The organism is Blastopirellula marina DSM 3645 (genome assembly GCF_000153105.1).
GTDB lineage: Bacteria > Planctomycetota > Planctomycetia > Pirellulales > Pirellulaceae > Blastopirellula > Blastopirellula marina.
The window spans coordinates 2924529-2945963 of record NZ_CH672376.1 but is presented as its reverse complement, the minus strand read 5'-3'; the positions used below and the strand labels follow the sequence as shown (position 1 = coordinate 2945963).

General features: G+C 57.9%; 15 protein-coding genes. 4 read left to right on the top strand and 11 right to left on the bottom strand.

Going from position 1 to position 21435, the window contains the following annotated elements; genetic code table 11:
• Positions 1-52 precede the first annotated feature (52 nt).
• The 3 genes from DSM3645_RS13905 to DSM3645_RS13895 all read right to left on the bottom strand — a co-directional run bounded on the left by DSM3645_RS13905 (position 53) and on the right by DSM3645_RS13895 (position 2713).
• On the bottom strand, positions 53-1048 hold the full coding sequence (locus DSM3645_RS13905; protein WP_002652841.1) for an NADPH:quinone reductase: 996 nt from the start codon (positions 1046-1048) through the stop codon (positions 53-55).
• 92 nt (positions 1049-1140) lie between these two features.
• Entirely contained in the window at positions 1141-2127 is a 987-nt protein-coding gene (locus DSM3645_RS13900) for a glycosyltransferase family 2 protein (RefSeq protein WP_050769380.1), read from the bottom strand.
• Between the two features lie 277 nt (positions 2128-2404).
• Entirely contained in the window at positions 2405-2713 is a 309-nt protein-coding gene (locus tag DSM3645_RS13895) for a hypothetical protein (RefSeq protein WP_002652839.1), read from the bottom strand.
• Between the two features lie 193 nt (positions 2714-2906).
• Here DSM3645_RS13895 and DSM3645_RS13890 point away from each other — a divergent pair, with 193 nt between their 5' ends.
• Entirely contained in the window at positions 2907-4253 is a 1347-nt protein-coding gene (locus DSM3645_RS13890) for a nucleotide sugar dehydrogenase (RefSeq protein WP_040351841.1), read from the top strand.
• A 143-nt stretch (positions 4254-4396) separates the two neighbouring features.
• On the opposite strand, the gene ilvE is transcribed toward DSM3645_RS13890, so the two are convergent.
• The 5 genes from ilvE to DSM3645_RS13865 all read right to left on the bottom strand — a co-directional run bounded on the left by ilvE (position 4397) and on the right by DSM3645_RS13865 (position 11614).
• Positions 4397-5257, bottom strand: coding sequence for a branched-chain-amino-acid transaminase (ilvE, locus tag DSM3645_RS13885; RefSeq protein ID WP_002652837.1), 861 nt, complete (start codon positions 5255-5257; stop codon positions 4397-4399).
• Between the two features lie 244 nt (positions 5258-5501).
• A complete protein-coding gene (locus tag DSM3645_RS31700) occupies positions 5502-7427 on the bottom strand; it encodes an ABC transporter ATP-binding protein (protein ID WP_002652836.1) in 1926 nt (641 codons plus the stop codon).
• 27 nt (positions 7428-7454) lie between these two features.
• Positions 7455-8579 carry an ABC transporter permease gene (locus tag DSM3645_RS13875; protein WP_040351840.1) on the bottom strand — a complete coding sequence of 375 codons (1125 nt, stop codon included), beginning with the start codon at positions 8577-8579 and terminating at the stop codon, positions 7455-7457.
• 12 nt (positions 8580-8591) lie between these two features.
• Entirely contained in the window at positions 8592-9578 is a 987-nt protein-coding gene (locus tag DSM3645_RS13870) for an ABC transporter permease (protein WP_002652834.1), read from the bottom strand.
• Positions 9579-9616: 38 nt separating this feature from the next.
• Positions 9617-11614 (bottom strand): peptide-binding protein, encoded by a 1998-nt coding sequence (locus tag DSM3645_RS13865; RefSeq protein ID WP_116344405.1) that lies wholly within the window; start codon positions 11612-11614, stop codon positions 9617-9619.
• A 412-nt stretch (positions 11615-12026) separates the two neighbouring features.
• Here DSM3645_RS13865 and DSM3645_RS13860 point away from each other — a divergent pair, with 412 nt between their 5' ends.
• Both DSM3645_RS13860 and DSM3645_RS13855 read left to right on the top strand, forming a co-directional pair.
• Positions 12027-15854 carry a DUF7133 domain-containing protein gene (locus DSM3645_RS13860; RefSeq protein ID WP_237564815.1) on the top strand — a complete coding sequence of 1276 codons (3828 nt, stop codon included), beginning with the start codon at positions 12027-12029 and terminating at the stop codon, positions 15852-15854.
• Between the two features lie 178 nt (positions 15855-16032).
• Positions 16033-17532: a hypothetical protein gene (locus DSM3645_RS13855; protein ID WP_002652830.1), complete on the top strand. Its 1500-nt coding sequence runs from the start codon at positions 16033-16035 to the stop codon at positions 17530-17532.
• A 7-nt stretch (positions 17533-17539) separates the two neighbouring features.
• On the opposite strand, the gene dusB is transcribed toward DSM3645_RS13855, so the two are convergent.
• The 3 genes from dusB to DSM3645_RS13840 form a co-directional block, all read right to left on the bottom strand.
• Positions 17540-18625, bottom strand: coding sequence for a tRNA dihydrouridine synthase DusB (gene dusB / locus DSM3645_RS13850; protein ID WP_002652829.1), 1086 nt, complete (start codon positions 18623-18625; stop codon positions 17540-17542).
• A 56-nt stretch (positions 18626-18681) separates the two neighbouring features.
• Positions 18682-19206 (bottom strand): hypothetical protein, encoded by a 525-nt coding sequence (locus tag DSM3645_RS13845; protein ID WP_040351839.1) that lies wholly within the window; start codon positions 19204-19206, stop codon positions 18682-18684.
• A gap of 166 nt (positions 19207-19372) precedes the next feature.
• Complete coding sequence (locus tag DSM3645_RS13840; RefSeq protein WP_002652828.1) at positions 19373-19981, bottom strand: hypothetical protein; 609 nt, start codon at positions 19979-19981, stop codon at positions 19373-19375.
• A 102-nt stretch (positions 19982-20083) separates the two neighbouring features.
• Between DSM3645_RS13840 and queG the strand changes: the two genes are divergently transcribed.
• A complete protein-coding gene (gene queG / locus DSM3645_RS13835; RefSeq protein ID WP_002652827.1) occupies positions 20084-21241 on the top strand; it encodes a tRNA epoxyqueuosine(34) reductase QueG in 1158 nt (385 codons plus the stop codon).
• Positions 21242-21435 lie beyond the last annotated feature (194 nt).

Sequence of the window (21435 nt, the reverse complement as noted above, 5' to 3'; positions counted from 1 at the left end):
TAGTCAAGTCAAGGGAATGTCTGGACTATTATAGTTCACCCGCAATCGCGAATCACGGGTGCAGTACAATTTTGCCAGCCAGCGTCTGCTGACCATGCAGCGTATTTCCTTCTTGCAACTCGTGAGCCTGGGCCGCTTCGCTGAGCGGGAACTCGGCGCCGATTTGGCTTTTCAATTTGCCGGCGGCTAGCCAGCGGCTGATCTCTTCGCCGCAGACGCGCATTTCGGCGGCGGGGGATTTAAACATCACAAATCCGCACATGCGACCTTGCTTGACGTAAAACGGACCGACCGGAAACTCCGGACGAGCGGTTCGGCCGGCCATCAACACGATCCGGCCCCGTTCGGCGAGCGATTCGACAATCAGGTCAAAGTTCGGCTCGCGCTGCGTTTCCCAAAAGACGTTCACCCCCTGGGGCGCCAATTCTTGGATCCGCTCACCGACATTTTCTGACTTGTAGAGCACGACTTCATCGGCGCCCAAATCGCGGCAGATCGCCGCTTTCTCCTCGCTGCCGGCCGCCGCAATGACGCGAGCGCCGGCTAGCTTCGCCATTTGAACCACCATCGAGCCGACGCCGCCTGAACCCCCTTGGATGTAGATCGTTTCGCCCGGCTGGAGATTCGCGTTCTCTTTGAACAGGCCGAGATGCGCCGTGATCCCTACCAGCGCACAAGCGGCGGCGGAGCGATCGTTCGCTCCCTCCGGCAACTTGTAGAGCCACTCGGCGTCGATCGCGCAGTATTCAGCGAAGGTCCCTTGCTGACCGCGAAAACCTTGATTGCTGCACCACACGCGATCGCCAGGTTGGAAGTCGCTGACCTCGGCGCCTACTTCTTCGACCACGCCGGCCAGATCCGAGCCGATGATATACGGCTGAGGCAAATCCCAATAAGCGGCGCCGCCGCGAATGTAGGTGTCGATCGGATTGACGGCGACGGCCGTCATTTTGACGAGCGCTTGTCGCGGCCCTACTTCTGGAGTCGGCACGTCGCCATATTGAATGACGGAGGGAGGACCGGGCTCAGTAAAGAAAGCGGCTTTCATGGTGCGTCAACCTGGCGAGAGCATGATACGAAAAATCAAACGATCTTCCGTATCATATCCGAGTCGACGGCGACTGACGACACGCGCTGCGACTAGGCGACGCGTCGATCCAACGGCACGGATGGATCGTAGTCGTGCTCAAAATTGGTCAGCGACCGCACGGCGTAAGGTTGCTTACGCTGATCCGAATAATAGATCCGCGCGTTGACTTCGCCGATCATCCCCAGGCTGAAAAACTGCCCACCCATAATTGTGGAGAGCACGCAGAGCAACAGCAGCGGATTGCCGGTCATATCGACGCCGGCAGCCAACTTCATGCCGACCACGCCGAGCGCGGACGCCATCGACAACATCAGGCATCCCAGCCCCAAGCGGCCGAATAGTTTCATTGGGCTCGAGAAGAAGTTGAGCATGTAGGCGATCGTCAACAGATCCAAGACGACGCGAGTCGTGCGTCCAATGCCGTATTTGGTGGTTCCGAAGCGGCGCGCGTGATGCTGCGTAACGACTTCGACGCAGCGAGCGCCGCGCTGGTGGGCCAAAATCGGGATAAACCGATGCATCTCGCCATAGAGCTCTAGCTCTTGGGCGATCTCGCGACGGACCGCTTTCAGCGTGCAGCCCAAATCATGGATCGGAAATTTCGTTACTTTCGAGATCAGCCAGTTGGCGATCTTCGACGGCAGCTTGCGATTGATGAACGTGTCTTGGCGATTCTTCCGCCAACCATGCACCAGATCGTAGCCTTCGTCGATCTTGGCCAACATCATCGGAATGTCGGTCGGATCGTTTTGCAGATCGCCGTCCATGGTGATGACGACATCGAGCGAAGCGTATTGAATGCCTGCGTGCATCGCGGCCGTTTGGCCATAATTGCGGCGGAATTCGACCACTTTGACGTGTTGATCGCTTGCGGCGACCTCTTGAACGCGGGCCAAAGTGCCGTCGTTCGACCCATCGTCGACGAAGATGATTTCATACGGTCGATCCAATTGGGACACGACGTTATGAATCTGTTCGTAAAGCAGCGGGATATTTTCTAGTTCGTTGTAGATCGGAACGACGACCGAAACGCCCATGCTATGCGATCCTCTTGTGCTAGCTTCCATGCCGCAACCGCTTCCTATGCGAATTGATGAGGCGAAGTGTAGTCAAATGCTTGCTAGGGGACAACCTCAATGGGTTATCAGATTGGCCGTTGGAGGCCTTAAGCCCCATTTGTTTCGAAGAGGAGAAACGCGACTTCAATCGGTAAGTACCTCGCCGTGTTGGGATTACCCGTCGGGTTGATGCTTCTTACCGACTTCGCCGGCCCCGATCGCGCAACTATCGCGGCCAACCCGATGAATCGGCCATTTAGCAAACTCCTCGCGCCAATCCTTCAATCTTGTCCAGCACCAGCATCAGCTGGCTCCATTCGGCGACCACGTCCATCGTGTCATACTGGGTGTCGGCAAGTCGGCCGAAGCCTTGCTCGTTCAGCGTGATCGCGTCTCCCAAGACCATGCCGCCGACCGGCTCTTGATCCATTTCGTCCGGCACTTCTTCGACCAGCGGCAACACCTGCTCCATCACACGGTGGACCGACCATAACGCGGCGCGGCGAGCGTCAGCAGCTTGAATGATCAACTGGACCGAACCCGATTCAACGTAATATTTCGACATGATTTGATTCCTTTGCTTCCTGCGGTTAGCAGCGAGTCACTCTCGCCTGCTGTATGTATCGCAGTCCGCCCGACACCTTAGGTCCTTAGACGAAAGTTTCTGGTAAAACGTTCGCGAAATACGGGTAAAGAGGTCTGTGCTAGAATTACGATTTGAAGTTAGGTCAACTGCGCAGCTTTCGATGACGGAAACCATGAGCAAACACGCTAGCACCGAACAATTAGCCGCCCAACTTCAACAGGCGATCCTCACGAAGCAAGCCAAAGTGGGGGTAATCGGGCTGGGCTACGTCGGCCTGCCGCTAGTGCAGGCATTTATCGGCAGCGAATTCTCGGCGTTGGGATTTGACGTCGACCAACGCAAGGTCGACGCGCTGACCCGCGGCGAGAGCTACATCAAGCATGTCGACTCGAAGTGGATCGCCGCGTGGGTCGCCAGCGGACGATTTGCCGCGACCAGCGATCCCCGGCGTTTGCCCGAAGCCGACATTCTGCTGATCTGCGTCCCGACCCCGCTGACGGCCAATCGTGATCCCGATCTCAGCTATGTCGAGTCAACGGCGCAGATGATCGCCGAGAATCTGCGCCCTGGGCAGTTGGTCGTGCTAGAAAGCACCACCTATCCCGGCACGACGCGCGATGTCGTCGCGCCGATCCTGGCCCAGTCAGGACTAACGCCGGGGGTCGACTTCTTTTTGGCCTACAGCCCTGAACGGGAAGATCCCGGCAACCCCAACTTCACCGCCAGCGCGATTCCCAAAGTGGTCGGCGGCTATGACCCGATCAGCTTGCAAATCGCCGACGCGTTTTATGCTCAGGCCGTCGTCAAAACAATTCCGGTCAGTAGCTGCGAAGTCGCTGAGGCCTGTAAGATCCTCGAGAACACCTATCGCGCGGTGAATATCGCGTTGGTGAACGAGTTGAAGCTGCTCTTCGATCGGCTCGACATTGATGTGTGGGAAGTGATCGAAGCGGCCAAGACCAAACCGTTCGGCTTTCAGGCGTTCTACCCGGGGCCGGGACTCGGCGGACACTGTATACCGATCGATCCTTTCTATCTCAGCTGGTTAGCCCGCGCGAATGAGATGCCGACGCGGTTTATCGAACTGGCCGGCGAGATCAACACGTCGATGCCGCAGTACGTCGTTCAAAAACTATGCGATGCGCTCAACTTGGTTCGCAAGCCGGCCAACGGCAGCAAAGTGCTAATCCTAGGAGCTGCGTACAAGAAAAACGTCGACGACCCGCGTGAGAGCCCAAGCTTCAAGATCATGGAATTGCTGTCCGAACGGGGCGCCGTCCTCTCGTACAACGATCCCTTCATCCCGAAGTTGCCGGCGATGCGCCATTACGACCTGCCCGATTTGACCAGCGTCGAGTTAACGCCGGAGAATCTGGCGTCGTTTGACGCGGTGATGATCGTCACCGACCACGATGATTACGACTATCAGCAGATCGTGACGCACTCGCAGCTAGTGATCGACACCAGAAACGCAACCAAGAACGTGGAGCACGGACGAGAAAAGATCGTCCGTGCATAGGGAGTTCGGTGGTAATGCAAATCACCGTAGCCCGAGGCGCGATCCTAGGGAATTCGCGCGGTGATTCGATCGTGGATTGAAGCTGCAGACGCATCCCCTCGGCTCGCGCCTCGGGCTACGGTTTTGTGGAAAACCAGCGTGCCTTACGTGCGAGCCAGCTTGTGGAACAGCTCTTGCAACTTCAGGGTGATTGGACCAGGTCGAGCGTCGCCGATCGGGCGGCCGTCGATCCGGACCACCGCGATCACTTCGGCAGCGGTGCCGGTCATGAAGCATTCGTCGGCGATGTAAACGTCGTGCCGAGTCAGCGTCTTTTCTTCGGTCGGAACGCCGGCGTCTTTCGCCAGCTCGAGAACCGCTTCGCGGGTCACCCCTTCCAGGATGCCGGCGTCGGTGGGCGGGGTCATCAGAACGCCGTTGCGGACGATAAAGATGTTATCGGCCGTGCATTCCGAGACTTCGCCCTTGTGGTTCAGCATCAACGCTTCTAGGCAGCCCGCCTTCGAAGCTTCGACCTTCGCCATGATGTTGTTCAGGTAGTTTAGCGACTTGATCTGCGGGCTCAACGCGCCGGGATGATTGCGAATCGTGCTCGCCGTCACGATCTCTAGCCCGTTGCGATAATGCTCTTCTGGGTAGAGCGCGATCTTGTCGACGATGATGATCACTTGCGGATTCGAGGTCCGCTCGGGGCCAAGACCCAAAGTTCCGGCGCCGCGCGTGATAACCAGACGGATATAGCAGTTGTCCAAGCCGTTTTTCTCAACCGCCGCCAACACTGCCTCTTGCATCCCTTCGATCGGCATCGGGATTTGCAGCATGATCGCTTTGGCCGAGTCGTACAGGCGTTTCAGATGTTGCGCCATCCGAAAGACTTTCCCCTCGTAGACCCGCAGTCCCTCAAAAACCCCGTCGCCGTAGAGCAGTCCGTGGTCGAAGACGCTGACGACCGCTTCTTCTTTGCTGAAGAACTTACCGTTGATATAAATTTGCTGCGACGACATGCACTCTGCCGGGGTTGGAACTGCGCCTAAGGAGGCGATCATAGTAGTGGAGTTCGACATTATAGCGACAACCTGAACGAGGGTAGGGGGGGAATAATTCGCATCCGAACTACCAGAAGAGCCAAAATAGCCGCGGCGGGTTCACGTCGCGGAAGAAATCACGCTGTTTGGGGGCAATTCGTACCAAGCAGGGTCCAATCCAATCTGCGCCCTGCCTCCATTGAGCGAAGAAGAATCCCCCTTTCTAAACTGCCGAAAGACGGGCCGCTAGGGCAGTTTTCCGCTCCGCCTGGCGGCGGCGAATGTGATCCAAGTCATCTTGCGGCGTGGCGCTGATCAGACGCTTCGTATATTCCTGCTGCGGATTGGCGTAAATGTTGTCCGCCGGGCCAAACTCGACGATCTTTCCCTGGTTCATCACGGCGATCATGTCCGACATGAACTTCACCACGCTCAGGTCATGGCTGATGAACAGATAAGTCAGACCGCGGCGAAGCTGCAAATCTTTTAGAAGATTTAACACTTGGGCCTGAACCGAGACGTCGAGCGCCGAAACGGACTCGTCGCAAATCAAAAACTCAGGCTCAACCGTCAACGCCCGCGCGATGCAGATGCGCTGACGTTGACCGCCTGAAAACTCATGCGGGTAGCGGCGCAAATGGGACGCGTTCAGCCCGACTTCTTCTAACAACGCGGCCGCGCGATCGCGGCGTTCTTTCGCTTTGCCGATCCCTTGGATCACCATCGGCTCGCAGATCGCCGCTTGCACCGTCATCCGCGGATTCAGACTTCCATACGGATCTTGGAAGATGATCTGAAATCGCCGCCGCAGTCGGCGGAGTTGTTTCGACTTCGACCAGCGATCGAGCATGGTCGGAGGCCATGAGTCGAAGACTGACGCGGCCGGGTTCAACTTCGCCAGATCGATCCCGTCAAACAACATCTCGCCCGATGTGGGCCGAATCAACTGAATGATCGCGCGCCCGGTGGTTGTTTTCCCGCAACCGGATTCGCCGACCAACCCGAGGGTCTGTCCGCGGTAGACATTGAAGCTGACGCCGTCGACCGCTTTCACATGGCCGGCGACGCCGCGAAATAGTCCTTTGCGAATCGGAAAATGGACATGCAAGTCGCGAACTTCCAACAGCGGCTTCTCACCGTCTGCAACCATCTTTGCGTCACCGGCGTGATGCCCCTCTTCCCAAGGATGCCCCATCGCGGCTAGTTCGGCCTTGGGGTGCAGCAAACGCCCGCGACCGGTCGTCATCAATTCGTTCAGCCGTTTCTCATCGACAAACTTCTCGATGATCTTCGCTTCACCTTTGTCGTCGGTCGCGACCTCCATAAAGTCATCGACCGTCGGCAGCAGTTTGTATTGGGTGTCGAGTCGGGGACGACAGGCCAACAAGCCTTTGGTGTAAGGATGCTGAGGATTCTCGAAGATCGAGACGACGTCTCCTTGTTCCACGATCTTGCCGCGGTACATCACCGTCACATGGTCGGCGATATCGGCGATCACGCCGAGATCATGCGTGATGAAGAGGACCGCCATGCCGCGTTCGTCGCGCAACTTGCGCAGGATATCGAGAATCTGCGCCTGGATCGTCACGTCGAGCGCGGTGGTCGGTTCGTCGGCGATCAACAGCTTCGGATTGCAGGAAAGGGCCATCGCGATCATCACGCGTTGCTTTTGCCCGCCTGACATTTGATGCGGATACGAGTTGACGCGCGTCTCGGGATCAGGAATTCCGACCTCGTCAAACAACTCGATCGTGCGCTGCTTGGCTTCGGCTTTGGTCACCTTCTGATGCAGCAAGATCGCTTCGGTCACTTGTGCGCCGACGGTAAAGACCGGGTTGAGCGACGTCATCGGCTCTTGAAAGATCATGCCGATATCTTTGCCGCGGATCTTGCGCATCTCGGTCTCTGGCAATTTCACCAGATCGCGCCCCAGAAACGAGATCGAACCGCTTTCGATATGGGCCGACTTGGCGAGCAGCTGCATGATCGTCAGCGACGTGACGCTTTTGCCAGAGCCCGATTCGCCGACGATTCCCATCGTCGTGCCGGCGTCAAAGTGCAGCGAGACGTCATCGACCGCTTTGACCACGCCGTCTTCGGTGTGGAAATAGGTCTTGAGATGATCGATTTGGACAAGCGTGTCAGTCATGTTTCAATTCGTCTGAGAAGTGTGCGTCTACGACGTCTCACGCGTCCGCGGATCGGTCGCTTCTTGTACGCCTTCGCCGATCAGGTTGTAGGCGAGCACGGTCGAGAAAATCGCCATGCCGGGATAAACGACCAGCCACCACATTGTCTGGATTCTCGTCCGACCTTCGCTTAGCAGCGTTCCCCAACTAGGATTCGGCGGCGGAGCCCCAAAGCCGAGAAAGCTCAATGCTCCTTCGGTCAAAATCGCCGAAGCGATGCCAAACGAGATCGGCACCAGAATCGGCGCTAGTGCGTTTCGCAAGATATGCACGAACATCAATCGCATCTGTCCGGCGCCCAGCGATCGCGCCGCTGAGACATACTCAATCTCGCGGATCTTCATGAACTCGGCCCGCGTGAGTCGTGCAATGCCGGTCCACCCGGTCGCTCCGATCAAAACCATCAAGTGCCAGATCGTAATGTCATCCAAGATGGATCGAACGGCGAGGATCAAAATCAACGTCGGCAAGCACATGACGACTTCGATGACGCGACTGAGAATCACATCGATCCAACCGCCGTAGAATCCGGCCAGCGCACCGACGATCACGCCGATCAGCGCCGCGATCCCCATCGAAACGAAGCCGACCAACAACGAGATCTGCGTCGCGTGGACCATTTGCGCAAAGACGTCGACCCCATCGTCATTGGTCCCCAGCAGGTTGTACTTGTTGGGAGCTCCCTCAATGCCGGAGGGACTCTCCGGCTGGCCTGGCCACTCGTCGGCCTCGATCGGTCGATACGGATCTTGATAGACCAGCGGCCAAATCGCCCAGCTATCGGGATCGTTCTTTTTCAGATTGCCAGGATAGACGCCGCGAAACTTGTCGTTAGTGAACACGGCCTCGGTTTTGTAGGCTTGCGTATTCAGGCCGAGGATGCGCCAGTAATAGTACGTCGCCGGAAAATAGATCTCTCCTTTGTACTTGCAGACGATCGGCCGCGTGCCGACGATCATCGGCGCCGTCAAAGCGACCAAGGAGAGGAACACGACGAACGACAACGCCGCCATCGCTTGGGGACGACGGCGAAAATTTCGCCAGGATTCGCGCCAAAAACCAAGCGACTCGCGCGGTTGGGCGGGTGTAGGAGGAGCTGTTTCGCTCGACATATTTAACTGCGTCTAGGAATAAGTAATTCGCGGATCAACCACGCCGTATAACACATCGGCGAGCAACTGGCCCATTAACGTCAGCACAGAAAACATGAGGACGAGCCCCATCTCAAGCGGGTAGTCGCGTTGACTGATCGCTTCTAGAAAGAGAGCGCCCATCCCCGGCCAGCTAAAGATCTTCTCGATGATGATCGCGCCGCTAAACAAGCTGGGCAGCGTCAGACCGATCAACGTCACAAACGGGATCAACGAGTTACGGAACGCATGCACCGTCAAAATTTTGAAGGGGCCAACTCCCTTCGCTTTGGCGGTTCGAATGTAATCTTGCTGCACCACTTCCAGCATGTTCGCTTTGATGAATCGCGTGTAATACGCGAGCGACGTGTAGGTAAAGCACGTAACCGGCAACAAGCAATGCAAGAAAAGGTCCCAAGCTTTGCCCAAGACCGACAGCTCGGCGTAGTTGGAGCTGGTGACGCCGTATAACGGCAACCATTCTAAGTTGACGTGAAACAAGATCTGCAGATAAAGCGCCGCGACGAAGACGGGAAACGAGTAGAGCATGTAGAGAATCAGACTCGTGCTGCGCTCGGGGATAGTTCCGTTCCTCGCGGTCGAATAGAGCCCTAGGGGTATCGACAGCAGATAAGCCAAAATCAGCGATGTGACCGATAGCAGCAACGTCGCCGCCATCCGATCGCCGATCAACTTGGCGACCGTTCCCGGTTGCGTCAGCGCGTTTTGCAAATCGCCTTTGCGTACGCCGTTCAACCAATCCAAATAGCCGAGCGTCCAATGCTTGTTGAGCCCAAACTGCTCTTTCATCCGCTCGTACTGCTGCGTGCTGATCGACTTGTCGGACGAGTCGCCCCCGCCGGCGATCATCGCCGTCAAGGGAGAGCCCGGCATCGAGCGAATCAGTCCGTAGACGAAAGCCGTAATCAAGACGAGCGTTAACACGCTAATCAACAATCGGCGAATGATATAAACGAGCATAGGCTTCGATTTCTTCGGTTTCGGCGAGCGGTGACAACTTACGGCTGGGCGGCCCAAATGCTATTGAAGCCGGGACTGTAGTTGTACGGTCCCCGGGGACTAAAGCGATAGCCGCGGAGCTTCTTGTTGAAACCGTAGAACGAGTTGCGATAGAAGAGCCAGGTGTAGACCTGATCTTCGTACAAGATTTTGTGAATCTCGCCGTAGATCTCGGCTCGCTTTTCGCGATCGAATTCCTTCTGCCCTTGATCAAACAGCTTGTCGATCTCGGGATTGGAATATCGTCCGTAGTTGCGACCTTCGCCGGTGGCGAAGATGTTCTCGGAGGAATAGGGATCGGTGCTCGTTCCCCAGCCCCCTAAGGTCGCTTCAAACTGCCCGTCCAGGTTCATCTGCTGCAGCGCCGTGAATTCGACCAACTTGATGTTACACGCGACGCCGATCTTGCTCAGACTGCGCTTCAGCAACCGCGCGACCCGTTCCATAATGGGGCTGGGAGGGCAAGTGACCGAAAACTCGAAGCGGACCCTCTTGCCGTTGATCTCTTTATCGCGAATGCCGTCAAAGTCGCTATCGACCCAGCCGGCTTCGTCCAGCAGTTCTTCGGCTTTGTCCAGATCTTGCTGGTAAGGCTCCGGCATCGGTTTGGGCGACATCCACGAAGTCGGATGAAACGGGCCGGCCGCCGGTTCGTAAAGGCCGCTAAACAGCTTGTCAATCATCTCTTGATGATCGAACGCATACGACATCGCCTGGCGAACGCGTTTGTCGCTAAAAAACGGAGACTTGGTGTTCCAGCAAATATGGAAGCTGACCCACTCGGTCGCTGTTACTTTCGTATTCTTTTCATAGAACTTGTCGTCGTTGGCCTGCGTCGTCCAGAGATCGGCCGTAATCGCCATCTCTTCGATCGAGCCGGTCTTCAGCGCCAACATCGCCGTATTGGGATCTTCGATAATCCGGAAGCGAATCGTCTTGAAGTACGGCTTTCGTCGCACTTGCTTGCCGTCGACCATGTAGAAGTCTTCGCGCCGCTCCAGCACGATCTCTTGGCCGCGATCGTGCTTGACCAACTTGTAGGCGCCGCCGCAAATCGGATTCGACTCTAACTTGGCGTGAGCGTCACTCAAACGCATCGTCGGATCTTCTTTGATCGTTTCTTCGTAAACATGCTTGGGGATCACCGGGAAGTTGATGTTCCAAACGTTGACCGGAGTCGATTCGCGGTGAAAGTAGACGACCGTCTGATCGTCGTAGGCCTGAACCCAACGAATCTTGTCGGTTCCTTGCTTGACGGCCGGCACGCGCGATTCGGGATCCATGATCACCTGAAACGAGAACATCACATCCTGCGCCGTAAACTTCTTGCCGTCCGACCAGTAGATGTCGTCACGCAACACAAGCTTGTCGTACATGCCGTCTTCGCTGGTCTGCCAACTGACGACGTAGTCCGAATTGGCGAGCGGATCCATGTTCCAGTCGAAGCCGTAGATCTCGATCCCCATCAATCCGACCACGTCAAACTCGGTCACCGAACTGATCATCAGCGGGTTGGTGCTTTTGGCGTCCCCCCCGACATGCCGGACGATCGTCGCGTCATAATCGACCTCTTGGTCCGACTTCGGCAAACGTCCCAACGCCGACAAGATCTTGTCGTTGTTCTCTTTGTTGGGAGGAAAATTGTTCTTCAGCTGCAGCGCCGTTTCGACATCGGTGAGCGGCGGCTCTTTTTCCAACTGCTTCGCCAGCAATTCGATCGGATCAATGACGCGCTGGTCGACCCATTTCACTTTGGCGTCAATTTCTTCGAGCGGGGGAGCGTCAAACGGCTCCAACAGCATCTCTGGCTCTTCCTCAGCGACCTCTTCTCCCTCTTCCCCAGGCATCCCATCCTTCGATGAGGTTTCTTCTTCAGAACTGGATGCGCCTGAATTTGGCGAGTCGGTGGTCGTGGGCGTTGATCCACCACAACCGGCCCCCCCCGCGATCAGCAGGAAGGCACAAAGCAAGAAACAGGAAATTAGACGCCATTTCATCTGGGAATATCCTTTCCACAGCGCCGCGAATGCGAGCGAGGCCGCGAGTGGGGAAAATCGGAATAGAGTCAAATGGGGGAAGGCAGGGCGTTTTCACAAACGCTGCATTCTATCTAGACGGGGCATTTGCATCGTAGCCCGTTGAAGCGGTGACGGTCAATAACAAGTAAATGCGTTACCTTTTTCCCTTACTTTTCTCGGAATGCAAGCGCCAGCCCACTGGCATGTTTTCGCTAGCAGGCGTGGTAATTTTTCATAATTATGCCGGACATGTCAGTTTTGCTGATTTTGTGAATCCAGAGGCCCGATCCTTGAAATGATGTCGAATTTCCTTTCCACGACGCAGCGTCGTGGGATACCGACATACCCCAGGGCAGAGACACGAAACGACGAAAACAGGCCGACTGCTCGAATGCTCCAACCAGCCATGAACGCCAAAAGACTGACTTCGCTCGTCACTTGCGCTCTCCTACTCTTCGCAGCAGGAGCTGTTCAAGCCGAGACCGCCAACTGGATTTGGGCTCCGCAACATTCCAAAGATGCGGTGCCTCGCTCGAGTTGCTTCTTTCGGAAGACGATCAACGTACGCGGATCGCAGCGCGCGATCCTGCAGGTCGCCGCCGATGACGCCTATGAGCTTTGGATCAATGGAGCCCGCGTCGCTTCCGGCTCGGCTTGGCAACAAATGCGCACGATCGACATCACGCGTCACCTGATAGCAGGCCGCAACGTCGTCGGCGTTCAAGTCACCAACACCGCTGGCGCTTCAGCCGGCTTGTCAGTTCGCGTCGAGTTCACCGACTCTAATGGCCGCGTCCAAGATGTTGTTTCGGACGGAACCTGGCTGACGAGCATCCAACCGGTTCCTCAATGGCAATCGTTGCAGCTCAACGATTCGCAATGGTCGGCCGCCCAGGTCTTTGGCCCGCTCGGGACGACCCCGCCGTGGTTGGCGGACGGCTTCGCGCCGGTTCCGCCGGTCGGCACGCCGGCCAATAACGTATCGACGTCAAGCGAACCGCAGGAAGAGCCCCGCTTTCAAATCATGCCGGGCTTTGCGATTCAAGAAGTGATTTCGGCCGAAAAGACCGGGTCGCTGATCGCGATGGCCTTCAACGAATTCGGCAGCGTCGTCGCTTCGCAAGAAGGAGGACCGCTGATGCTGTTCTCTGACGAAAACGGAGACGGCGTCGTCGACAACTCGCGCGTCTACTGCGACGAAGTCAAAAACGTGCAGGGGATCCTGCCGCTCAACGGCGACGTCTATGTCGTCGGCGAAGGTCCGCAGGGGACCGCGATGTATCACTTGAAAGACGAAGATAAAGATGGGCTGCTTTCGATCAGCGAAACGCTCATTCGCTTTACCGGCCCGCTGGGCGAACATGGCGCTCACCAAATGGCGCTCGGCCCGGATGGCTTGATCTATCTGACGGTCGGCAACCATACGCAACTCGCCGGCAAGATCTCAGAAACGAGCCCCCATCGCAACTACTACGAAGGGGACCTGGTTAAACGCTTTGAAGATCCCGGCGGTCATGCTGTCGGCGTCAAAGCTCCCGGCGGCATGGTCCTGCGAACCGACATCGACGGCAGCTTTGTCGAAATCGTCGCCGGCGGCCTCCGCAACTCGTACGACATCGCGTTCAATCGCGAAGGGGATCTCTTCACCTACGACTCCGACATGGAGTGGGACGAAGGGCTCGTCTGGCATCTGCCGCCGCGCGTGCTGCAAGTCTTCCCCGGCGCCGAATTTGGCTGGCGCAGCGGATGGGCCAAGTGGCCGTCGTTCTATATCGACAGCTTGCCGGCGACGCTCGAAACCAAAGCCGCTTCGCCCACCGGCATGGTTTTTTACGACCACCAGAAGTTTCCGATCCGCTATCAAGATCGCCTGTTCACCTGCGATTGGTCAAATGGCCGGATCACCACGCTGCAGTTCATTACCGAACGCGCCGGCTATCGCGCCCAACAGGAAGTCTTCCTAGAAGGGAAGCAGTTCAACGCGACCGATATTGATGTCGGCCCCGACGGCTGGCTGTACGTCTGCACCGGCGGGCGCGGCACCGACGGCGGCCTGTACCGCATCGTCTGGAAAGGGGAAGAACCCGCCGGCCAGTTGAAAGACGAAACCGGCATCGCCGCCGCGGTTCGACAACCCCAACCGCACAGCGCCTGGGGACGTCAGCACATCGCCGAAATCCAACAAGCGATGGGCGATACCTGGGATGCACAAGTCCAAGGAGTCGCAATCGCCGAAAAGAATCCTTCGCAGTTCCGCGTTCGCGCATTGGAGCTGATGCAGTTGTATGGACCGACGCCCAGTATTGAGTTTTTGCTGAAACTCTCGACCGATCCGGACGCCGACGTGCGTCTGAAAACGCTCAAACTACTCGGCCTGCGAACGGAACAGGAAGCGATCGATCGCATTACCGATCTCATTTCGGACGGCAGCCCCAAGGTTCGCCGCGCCGCGTGCGAAGCGCTCGCCTACAAAGATGCCCGCGTTCCGCTCAGCCTGATCCGCCCGGCGCTCACTTCGAGCGATCGCCGCGAAGCCTGGGCGGCGCGACGCTTGCTCGAACGTCAACCGATCGACGAGTGGTTTACCGAGATCCTTGCGACCAAAGATGCGCACTTGTTCAACATGGGCGCCTTAGCGGCGATGACCGCAGCCCCCACTCATGAGCGTGCGACGGCCGTTTGCGATCGCGCCAGCGAACTGCTGGACACCTACCTGAACGACCAAGACTTCAAAGATGTGATGCGGATCATTCAAGTCGCCATCTTGCGTGGCGAACTGCAAAAATCGGATCTGGGACGGATCGGCGAGCAAGTTGCCCGCGAGTTTCCGGCCGGCGATCATGTGATGAATCGCGAACTCATCCAGACGCTCGCGTTCCTGCAGGAATCATCGATCACGGATCGTTACATCGCGCACCTCGACAGCGACATCCCCAACAGCGAACGCTTGTTCCTAGCGATGCAAATGACCTTCATTCCGACCGGCTGGACGCGCGAGCAAAAGCTCAAGCTGATCGGCCACCTGGAAAAGGGACTTGAAATCGAAGGGGGTGAAGGCCTCCGTGGTTATGTCGAAATGTCGACCAAGCAGTTTGTCGGCCATCTGGACGACACCGAGAAGCTATTGCTGCTGACTGTCGGCGATGTCTGGCCCAATGCGACGCTCGCCGCGTTGTTTGAGCTGCCCGAAGATCGTCCTCCTTATATTGTTGCGACGCTGCGTGACGTCGACAAAAAGCTGCAAGGCCGCGAAGGCGCCGTGATCGAACGACTGCAAATGGGTATCGTCGCAATCCTCGCCGAAAGCGGCGACGAAGAGATGATGGCCTACCTGCGAGAGGTCTATCGCGACTTCCCGGAACGCCGCACTTCAATCGCGATGGGTCTGGCGCAACAACCGACCGGCGAGAACTTCGCACTGCTGCTAGACAGTCTAGCGATCCTGAAAGGGGAGTTCGCCAGCGCCGTGCTGGCCAAGTTACGCAACGCACCGGCGACCTCCACCAATCCAGAGCATCTCCGTCAACTGATCATCCTGGCCGACCAGCTGCAGGATGAAGGGGGCATCAACGCGATTCGTCTGCTCGAAAAATGGACCGGAGAATTCCCGGCTAGCAACTCGGCGCCGATGGCCGAACGGGTCGTCGCCTGGCAGGACTGGTTCGCCCAGACGCATCCCGAGATGCCGGAAGCGAAGCCGATCGATGTGGCCAAAGGAAACTGGAACCTGGAAGAACTGCTCGACTACATGACCGACGACAAGTTTGCCGGCGGTAATTCGATTAACGGCAAAGCGGTCTTCAAAAAGGCCCAATGCGTCGCATGTCACCGCGTTGGCTCGGTCGGCGAAGCGGTGGGCCCCGACCTGACCGAAGTGGCGCGTCGCTTCCAGAAACGACAAATCCTCGAATCGGTGCTCTTTCCGTCGCATGTCATCTCGGATCAGTACGCCGCTCGCAAAGTCCTGACGATGGATGGCCAAATCCATGTGGGGCTCGTGACCCGTACGACTGACGGCGACATCATCCTCACCGGCCAGGATGGACGAAAACGAACGATCTTCTCCAACGAGATCGACGAGATCGCCGCCAGCCCGACCAGCGTGATGCCAGACGGTTTGCTCGATCCGCTCACCGCCGAAGAGATCGCCGACCTGATGACTTTCCTGGGCGCCGCGCCCGAAGCGAAAGTCGCCGGCAAGGCATCGACCAAGCGGTAAACGTTTGACGCAACTTGAATCTGCAAGCCGGCCCCATCGGGCCGGCTTTTTTTGTCCCCATTCTCTTCGTAGCCCTCCTAAATATTTGCAATCGCACACCTCCTGCGATATAAGAACCGCATCGACCGAGGTCTGCTTCGGTGCTCTTCATCTTCTCTTTATGCAGGAAAGGCGAGTCATGCCAGAATCAGCATCGGAGCGGGTCCTTGTTCGCGGTCAGATCTCGTGGGTCTTCCATCTCTTGCGAGCGGTCGGACCGATCTTGATTGTCGTGGGGATCGCGCTTAGCGTGCAGAAAGCCGATATCTGGGATGACGTTTTCTTTTATGGCGGCATCGTCTTCACCGGCCTAGTCGAAGCGATCGGCTTCGCCAAACGCCGCTCGCGTCTGTGGTGCACCGATCTGGGCGAAGGCTTCACGATTCATGAAGTCGGCCAGGATCACGCATTCTCGGACGGCGACGTTTTGGCGATGTCGCTCTGGGACAAGAGAATCTTCAATAACGGCAACGCCGCCGGCGTGCAGCGCGATGTTCGCTACTGGGTCGCCGACCGCGACAAGCCGATTGTGATGAACTATCGCGTCAAAGAAGATCAGCCAGACGGAATCGTCGACCTGCACAATCGACTGCTCGACATGCTGGAGCAGCGCGCGACCCAGTCGCTTGAGCGCGGCGAGCATGCCGCCGGCGAGGGTTGGGCGATCAGCAAAACGGCACTCGCGACCGGCGCTTCGCAAGAGAGCCTGGTTCCGTTCGAGCAGCTGCTCGCCGTCGATGTGTTTGGAGATGAAGTCTGCATCTGGCGCACCGATGACGAACATGCTTCGATCCGCTTCCCCATCAAAGGACGGAACTCGTACTTGCTGATTCGCTTGCTCGGAAAAATGATTCCGGAGCGCGACGCCAGCGCCGCGCCCAGCGGCGGACTGGGCCGAATTCTCTTCGAGCGGGCGACCCGGTTCAAAGCGATCGGCTGGGTTCTCGCAATTGTCTTGACGCTCCTCTCACTATTACTATTCGTCGTCCATCCGTTGTTGGCGATCGTCGCGCCGTTGGCCGTGATCGGCTTGAGCGTGCTCATCTACTTCTATTGCGAGCGAACCGCGTTCCGCTGCCACGAACAGGGAGTCTATAAGTCAGGGATCACCGGCGAGCAGAAACTTCGTTACGAAGATGTCGAGTCTTTCACCTACTCGGCGACGCGGATGTACTACAACGGCGCCTACACCGGCACGCAAACGCAGATGTCGTTTGATCCGCGTCCCGGCAGCGGAGCCGGCAAAATCAGCTACAGCGCCAACATTCAAGGCGCCGATGACGATCTAGAAGTGCTCCGCTCTCACGTCTCCCAAGTCGTTGGCTCGGCGATGCTGCATGAAATCGCCGAGGGTCGACCTGTCGCTTGGACCCCCAATATCACCTTCTTCAACGATCGCATCGAGTTCGTACCGACCTCGTTTTTTGGGGGCAAGAAAGCGCCGGTGCAGCTTCCTTGGAACCAAATTCACAATTTCGATATTCAGGAAGGGACGTTTCATATTTGGTCGCAGGGCGCCGAAAAATCGGTCATTCAAGAGCCGGTCTCCTCCCCCAACTTCTTCCCCGGCTTTCATGCTTTTTGCACAATCCTGCTGCCGGAAGAAGCCAATGCCGACGAACTGGTCGAAGCCGAGTAGACCTCGCTTACGATCCGCTGGCCATCTCAGCGCTGGCCGCTTCGACCGCGTCAACTTCGGGATCGCGCGGGAACAGATTCTCGACAATCTCGTAGAACTCGGCCGGCGACGAAACCTTCGCCGCGCGCGTGCGAAACGCACGCGCTCCGTACATTCCCTGGGCGTAGCAGCAAGCGAACTTCCGCATCAGCATCGTTCCCTTTTCGATGCCAAACCGCTGCACCACCAGGTCATAGTGACGCAGCAGACACATCCGCTGCTCGGTCAGGGTCGGATCGGCCGGAACCGGTTCTCCCCGTAGCGCGGCGGCGGCCTGGGCGAACAGCCATGGTCGCCCCAAACAGGCCCGTGCGATCATCACGCCGTCGACCTGGTAACTGCGGAACGCTTCGACCACTTTGGCGGCCGAATCCAAGTCGCCGTTGCCGATCAGCGGGATCTTTTTCAGATACGGTTTGATCTCTGAGATCTTTTCCCAGTCGGCGCTCCCTTTGAAGAAGTCAGCGGCGGTTCGGCCATGCACGGTGAGTGCGGCGGCGCCGGCTTCTTCGACGACCTGGGCGATCTCGTTTGCGTTGATCTTGTCGCGACTGCAACCCAAGCGAATCTTGGCGGTCACCGGCGTCGGAGCACAAGCCTCGACGACGCGGCGAATGATCGAGAACATCTTTTCGGGCCAGCGCAGCAAGTACGATCCGCTATGCGCCGACTGCGTCACCTGTTTGACTGGGCAGCCGAAATTGATGTCGACGACGCTCACCTGAAACTCTTCGACCAGCCGCTCTCCGACGCGAGCCATCGTGTCGGGCTCGTTGTCCCACATCTGCACCGCTAACGGACGCGGCTCATCTTCGATCCCCCACAGACGATCGGGGAACTCGGCTTGTTGATCGAGCCAGACAAAGCTGCGTGCACTGACCATTTCGGTCGCTTGCAGCCCCACGCCCCCATAATCGCGGACGATCTGTCGAAAAGCGTAGTTGGTGTAGCCCGCCATCGGCGCTTGCAAGATGGGGGGATCAATGACCAGATCGCCGATCTTCAGCGGTTTTACGGTGACAGGCGGCAAAGTTGTATCGGCGGAGTCGTTCATAACGTTCTATCGTCGGCGCCATCCCGCTTGGCGTCAAGCCGCGCTTGCCGCAGTCGTTATTGGCTAACGGCGTTCCAGTTCAATCCGGCGGCCGGCGCATTGGGCGCCATGCCCTGCGTTTGCAGTGACGAGGAACCTGTCGCTGGAACCGCCGTGGTGACCGAAGGAACCGGGATCGGTTCGTTGGCGCTGGTCAGTTGGATATTGGAGGAACCCGCCTCGTTGATCCCCGAACTCGGCATATTGCTCGCGGCCGGCGGCGTCCACGTCGCCGGCGGTGCGTTCGTCCCGGGATACTGGGCCGGTGGAGCCCCATAAGGAGACGCTCCTGGTGGAGGAGCCAAAGTTCCGCCTGGCGGCGCATAGGTTCCTGCGGCAGGCGCACCGAGCGTCGCACTCGGCTGACCCGTCGGCTGATAGTAGGGCGCCGTCGTCCCTGGCTGAGCGTAGCTGCCGGTCGCCGGCGGCGGTACGCGCTGCGGACCATAGGCCGAAAATGGATTCAGCTGAGCGTTTTTGCCTTGGCAGCCGAGCGTCAGTCCTAACGCCGCGAACGCCAGCCCCAAAAATATTCGATTCATCGGGAATTCCTTTCCCCTTAAACGGCTCGTGCGCTGGACGAGCCGGACGCGAGCGCTCGTCGTTTTCGCTGGGAAGTCACGACGAGCGGATTGATTGGGTCGATGCAAGCACGCGAAGGATAGCTAGATCGCTGGCGCCGACCAAGAGGAATTATCCAAAATCTGACTACGGAGTCACAATTTTAGTAAAGCTGACCGGCACGACCGCGTTGCTATCGACAAACGGGTTCAGCACCACTTGCGGGGTGGGCCAATAGCTAGCGGCGGCTTCCTTGGTCTCGGCAGGCGCTGCTTCGTCCGTTTCTTCGGTGACTGCTTCCGCCGGCTGCTCCGCGGCTTCTTCCGTCGCTTCCGCGTCGGTCGCCGTCGTCTCTTCGGCCACGTCGGCCGGGGCTTCCTCAGCAACTGGCGCTGCGGTCGTCACGTACGGGTTGATTACAACCTGCGGCTCCGGTGTCGGCGTTTGATAAACGACGCGCTGCGAAGGGGTATACGAGCCGATCGGAAATGGGCTGATCCCATAAGGTCGCGCGACCGAGTGTGAATAATAGACCGGCGGATGCAACGCAAAGTAGGGAGGCGTCGGCACATTGATGCGACTGTAGCCATATCCATAATTGCCGTAGCCATAGGCAGGACCACCGTAGTTGGTGATTCCAAAGCCGCGGTAACCGACGCGCGGTCCAAAAGTACCAGGGAAGTAGGCTTCGGCGCTCGAACCGACCACTGACAGGCCGACCACAGCGATTATGCTGAACAAAAGGGGACGCAACATGGGAGACTCGCTTGTCGAGGGGGAGCGATAAGCACTATCGTGGACGGTATACCTCCACTAGTTCCACGCTAATTACGAACCGCTAGCAGTCAACCCAAAAGCTTGAAGAGTTTCCCCCAACCATCGACGCTCACGCATTCGTTAAAGAACGCTGCGCGTCGACTCGGATTCCTGCATGTCGGCGCTTGCCCTGCCGTATCACCGACCGGCATCGATGCGTTCCGCGATTGGCTCGCCGCCGGATACGCCGGCGAAATGCAATATCTGGCCGACCGGGTCGAAGCCTACGCCGATCCCGGCCATGTCTTGGCCGGCGCTCGCAGCATCGTCATGCTGACCCTGCCGTATCGCACCGATGACGCGCGGCCAACCGCAGCAGGGCAGGGGAGGGTCTCGCGTTACGCGTGGGGCGAAGTTGACTATCACGACCTGATCCACGGCAAGCTGAAAGCCCTCAAACGCGAGTTTCAACAGTTATCCGCCGACGCCGACATCCGCGGCGTCGTCGACACCGCGCCGCTGCTAGAGCGCGATTTCGCCCAACTCGCCGGGCTTGGCTGGATCGGCAAAAACACGCTGCTGCTCAACAAACACGCCGGCAGTCTCTTTTTCTTAGCGGCGCTGCTCACCTCGATCGAACTCGACTACGACGATCCGCACGACGCGAGCCACTGCGGCACTTGCACCGCGTGTCTCGATGTCTGTCCGACCGACGCATTCCCGGCGCCGCACGTCTTAGACGCAACTCGCTGCATCAGCTATCTCACCATCGAACTCCGCGGCCCGATCCCGCGCGATCTGCGCCCTGGTCTCGGCGAGTGGGTTTTCGGCTGCGACCTGTGCCAAGACGTTTGCCCTTGGAACAGCAAAGCCCCGCAGAGCGCCGAGCCAACGTTTATTCCCCAATCGGGATCGAACCCGCTCGAGCTGATCCCGCTGTTCGATCTCGACGACGACACGTTCCGCGCCCGCTTCCGCAAATCGCCGATCTGGCGCCCTCGACGCCGCGGGCTGCTCCGCAACGCCGCGATCGCCCTCGGCAATCGACCCACCCCAACTGCTGTCCCCGCACTGATAAAAGGCCTGAACGATGACGAGCCGCTCATCCGCGGCGCGTCGGCTTGGGCGCTTGGTAAATATGACTGTGACGCTTCGCGCCAAGCATTGAAAAACCGAGCAACGCTCGAAACCGATCCGGAAGTCATCGAAGAGATCCAGCTGGGACTCCAGGAACGGAACTGCCGCAAGATAGCGCCGTAAACGGACAAAGTCGCTGCCCCCCAAAATAAACCTACTTAACTTGCCCATTCCCGTGGGACCGTAGGACCGGACCGCAATTTTTTTTCTAGACGGCGGAGTGGACCGGACCGCAGCGTGTTTTTTTTGTTCGACACGCAAAATTTGAGGTTGCGCCTTTTCAAACCATGCGAGCACCAGCCAGAGGCGCGAACTGT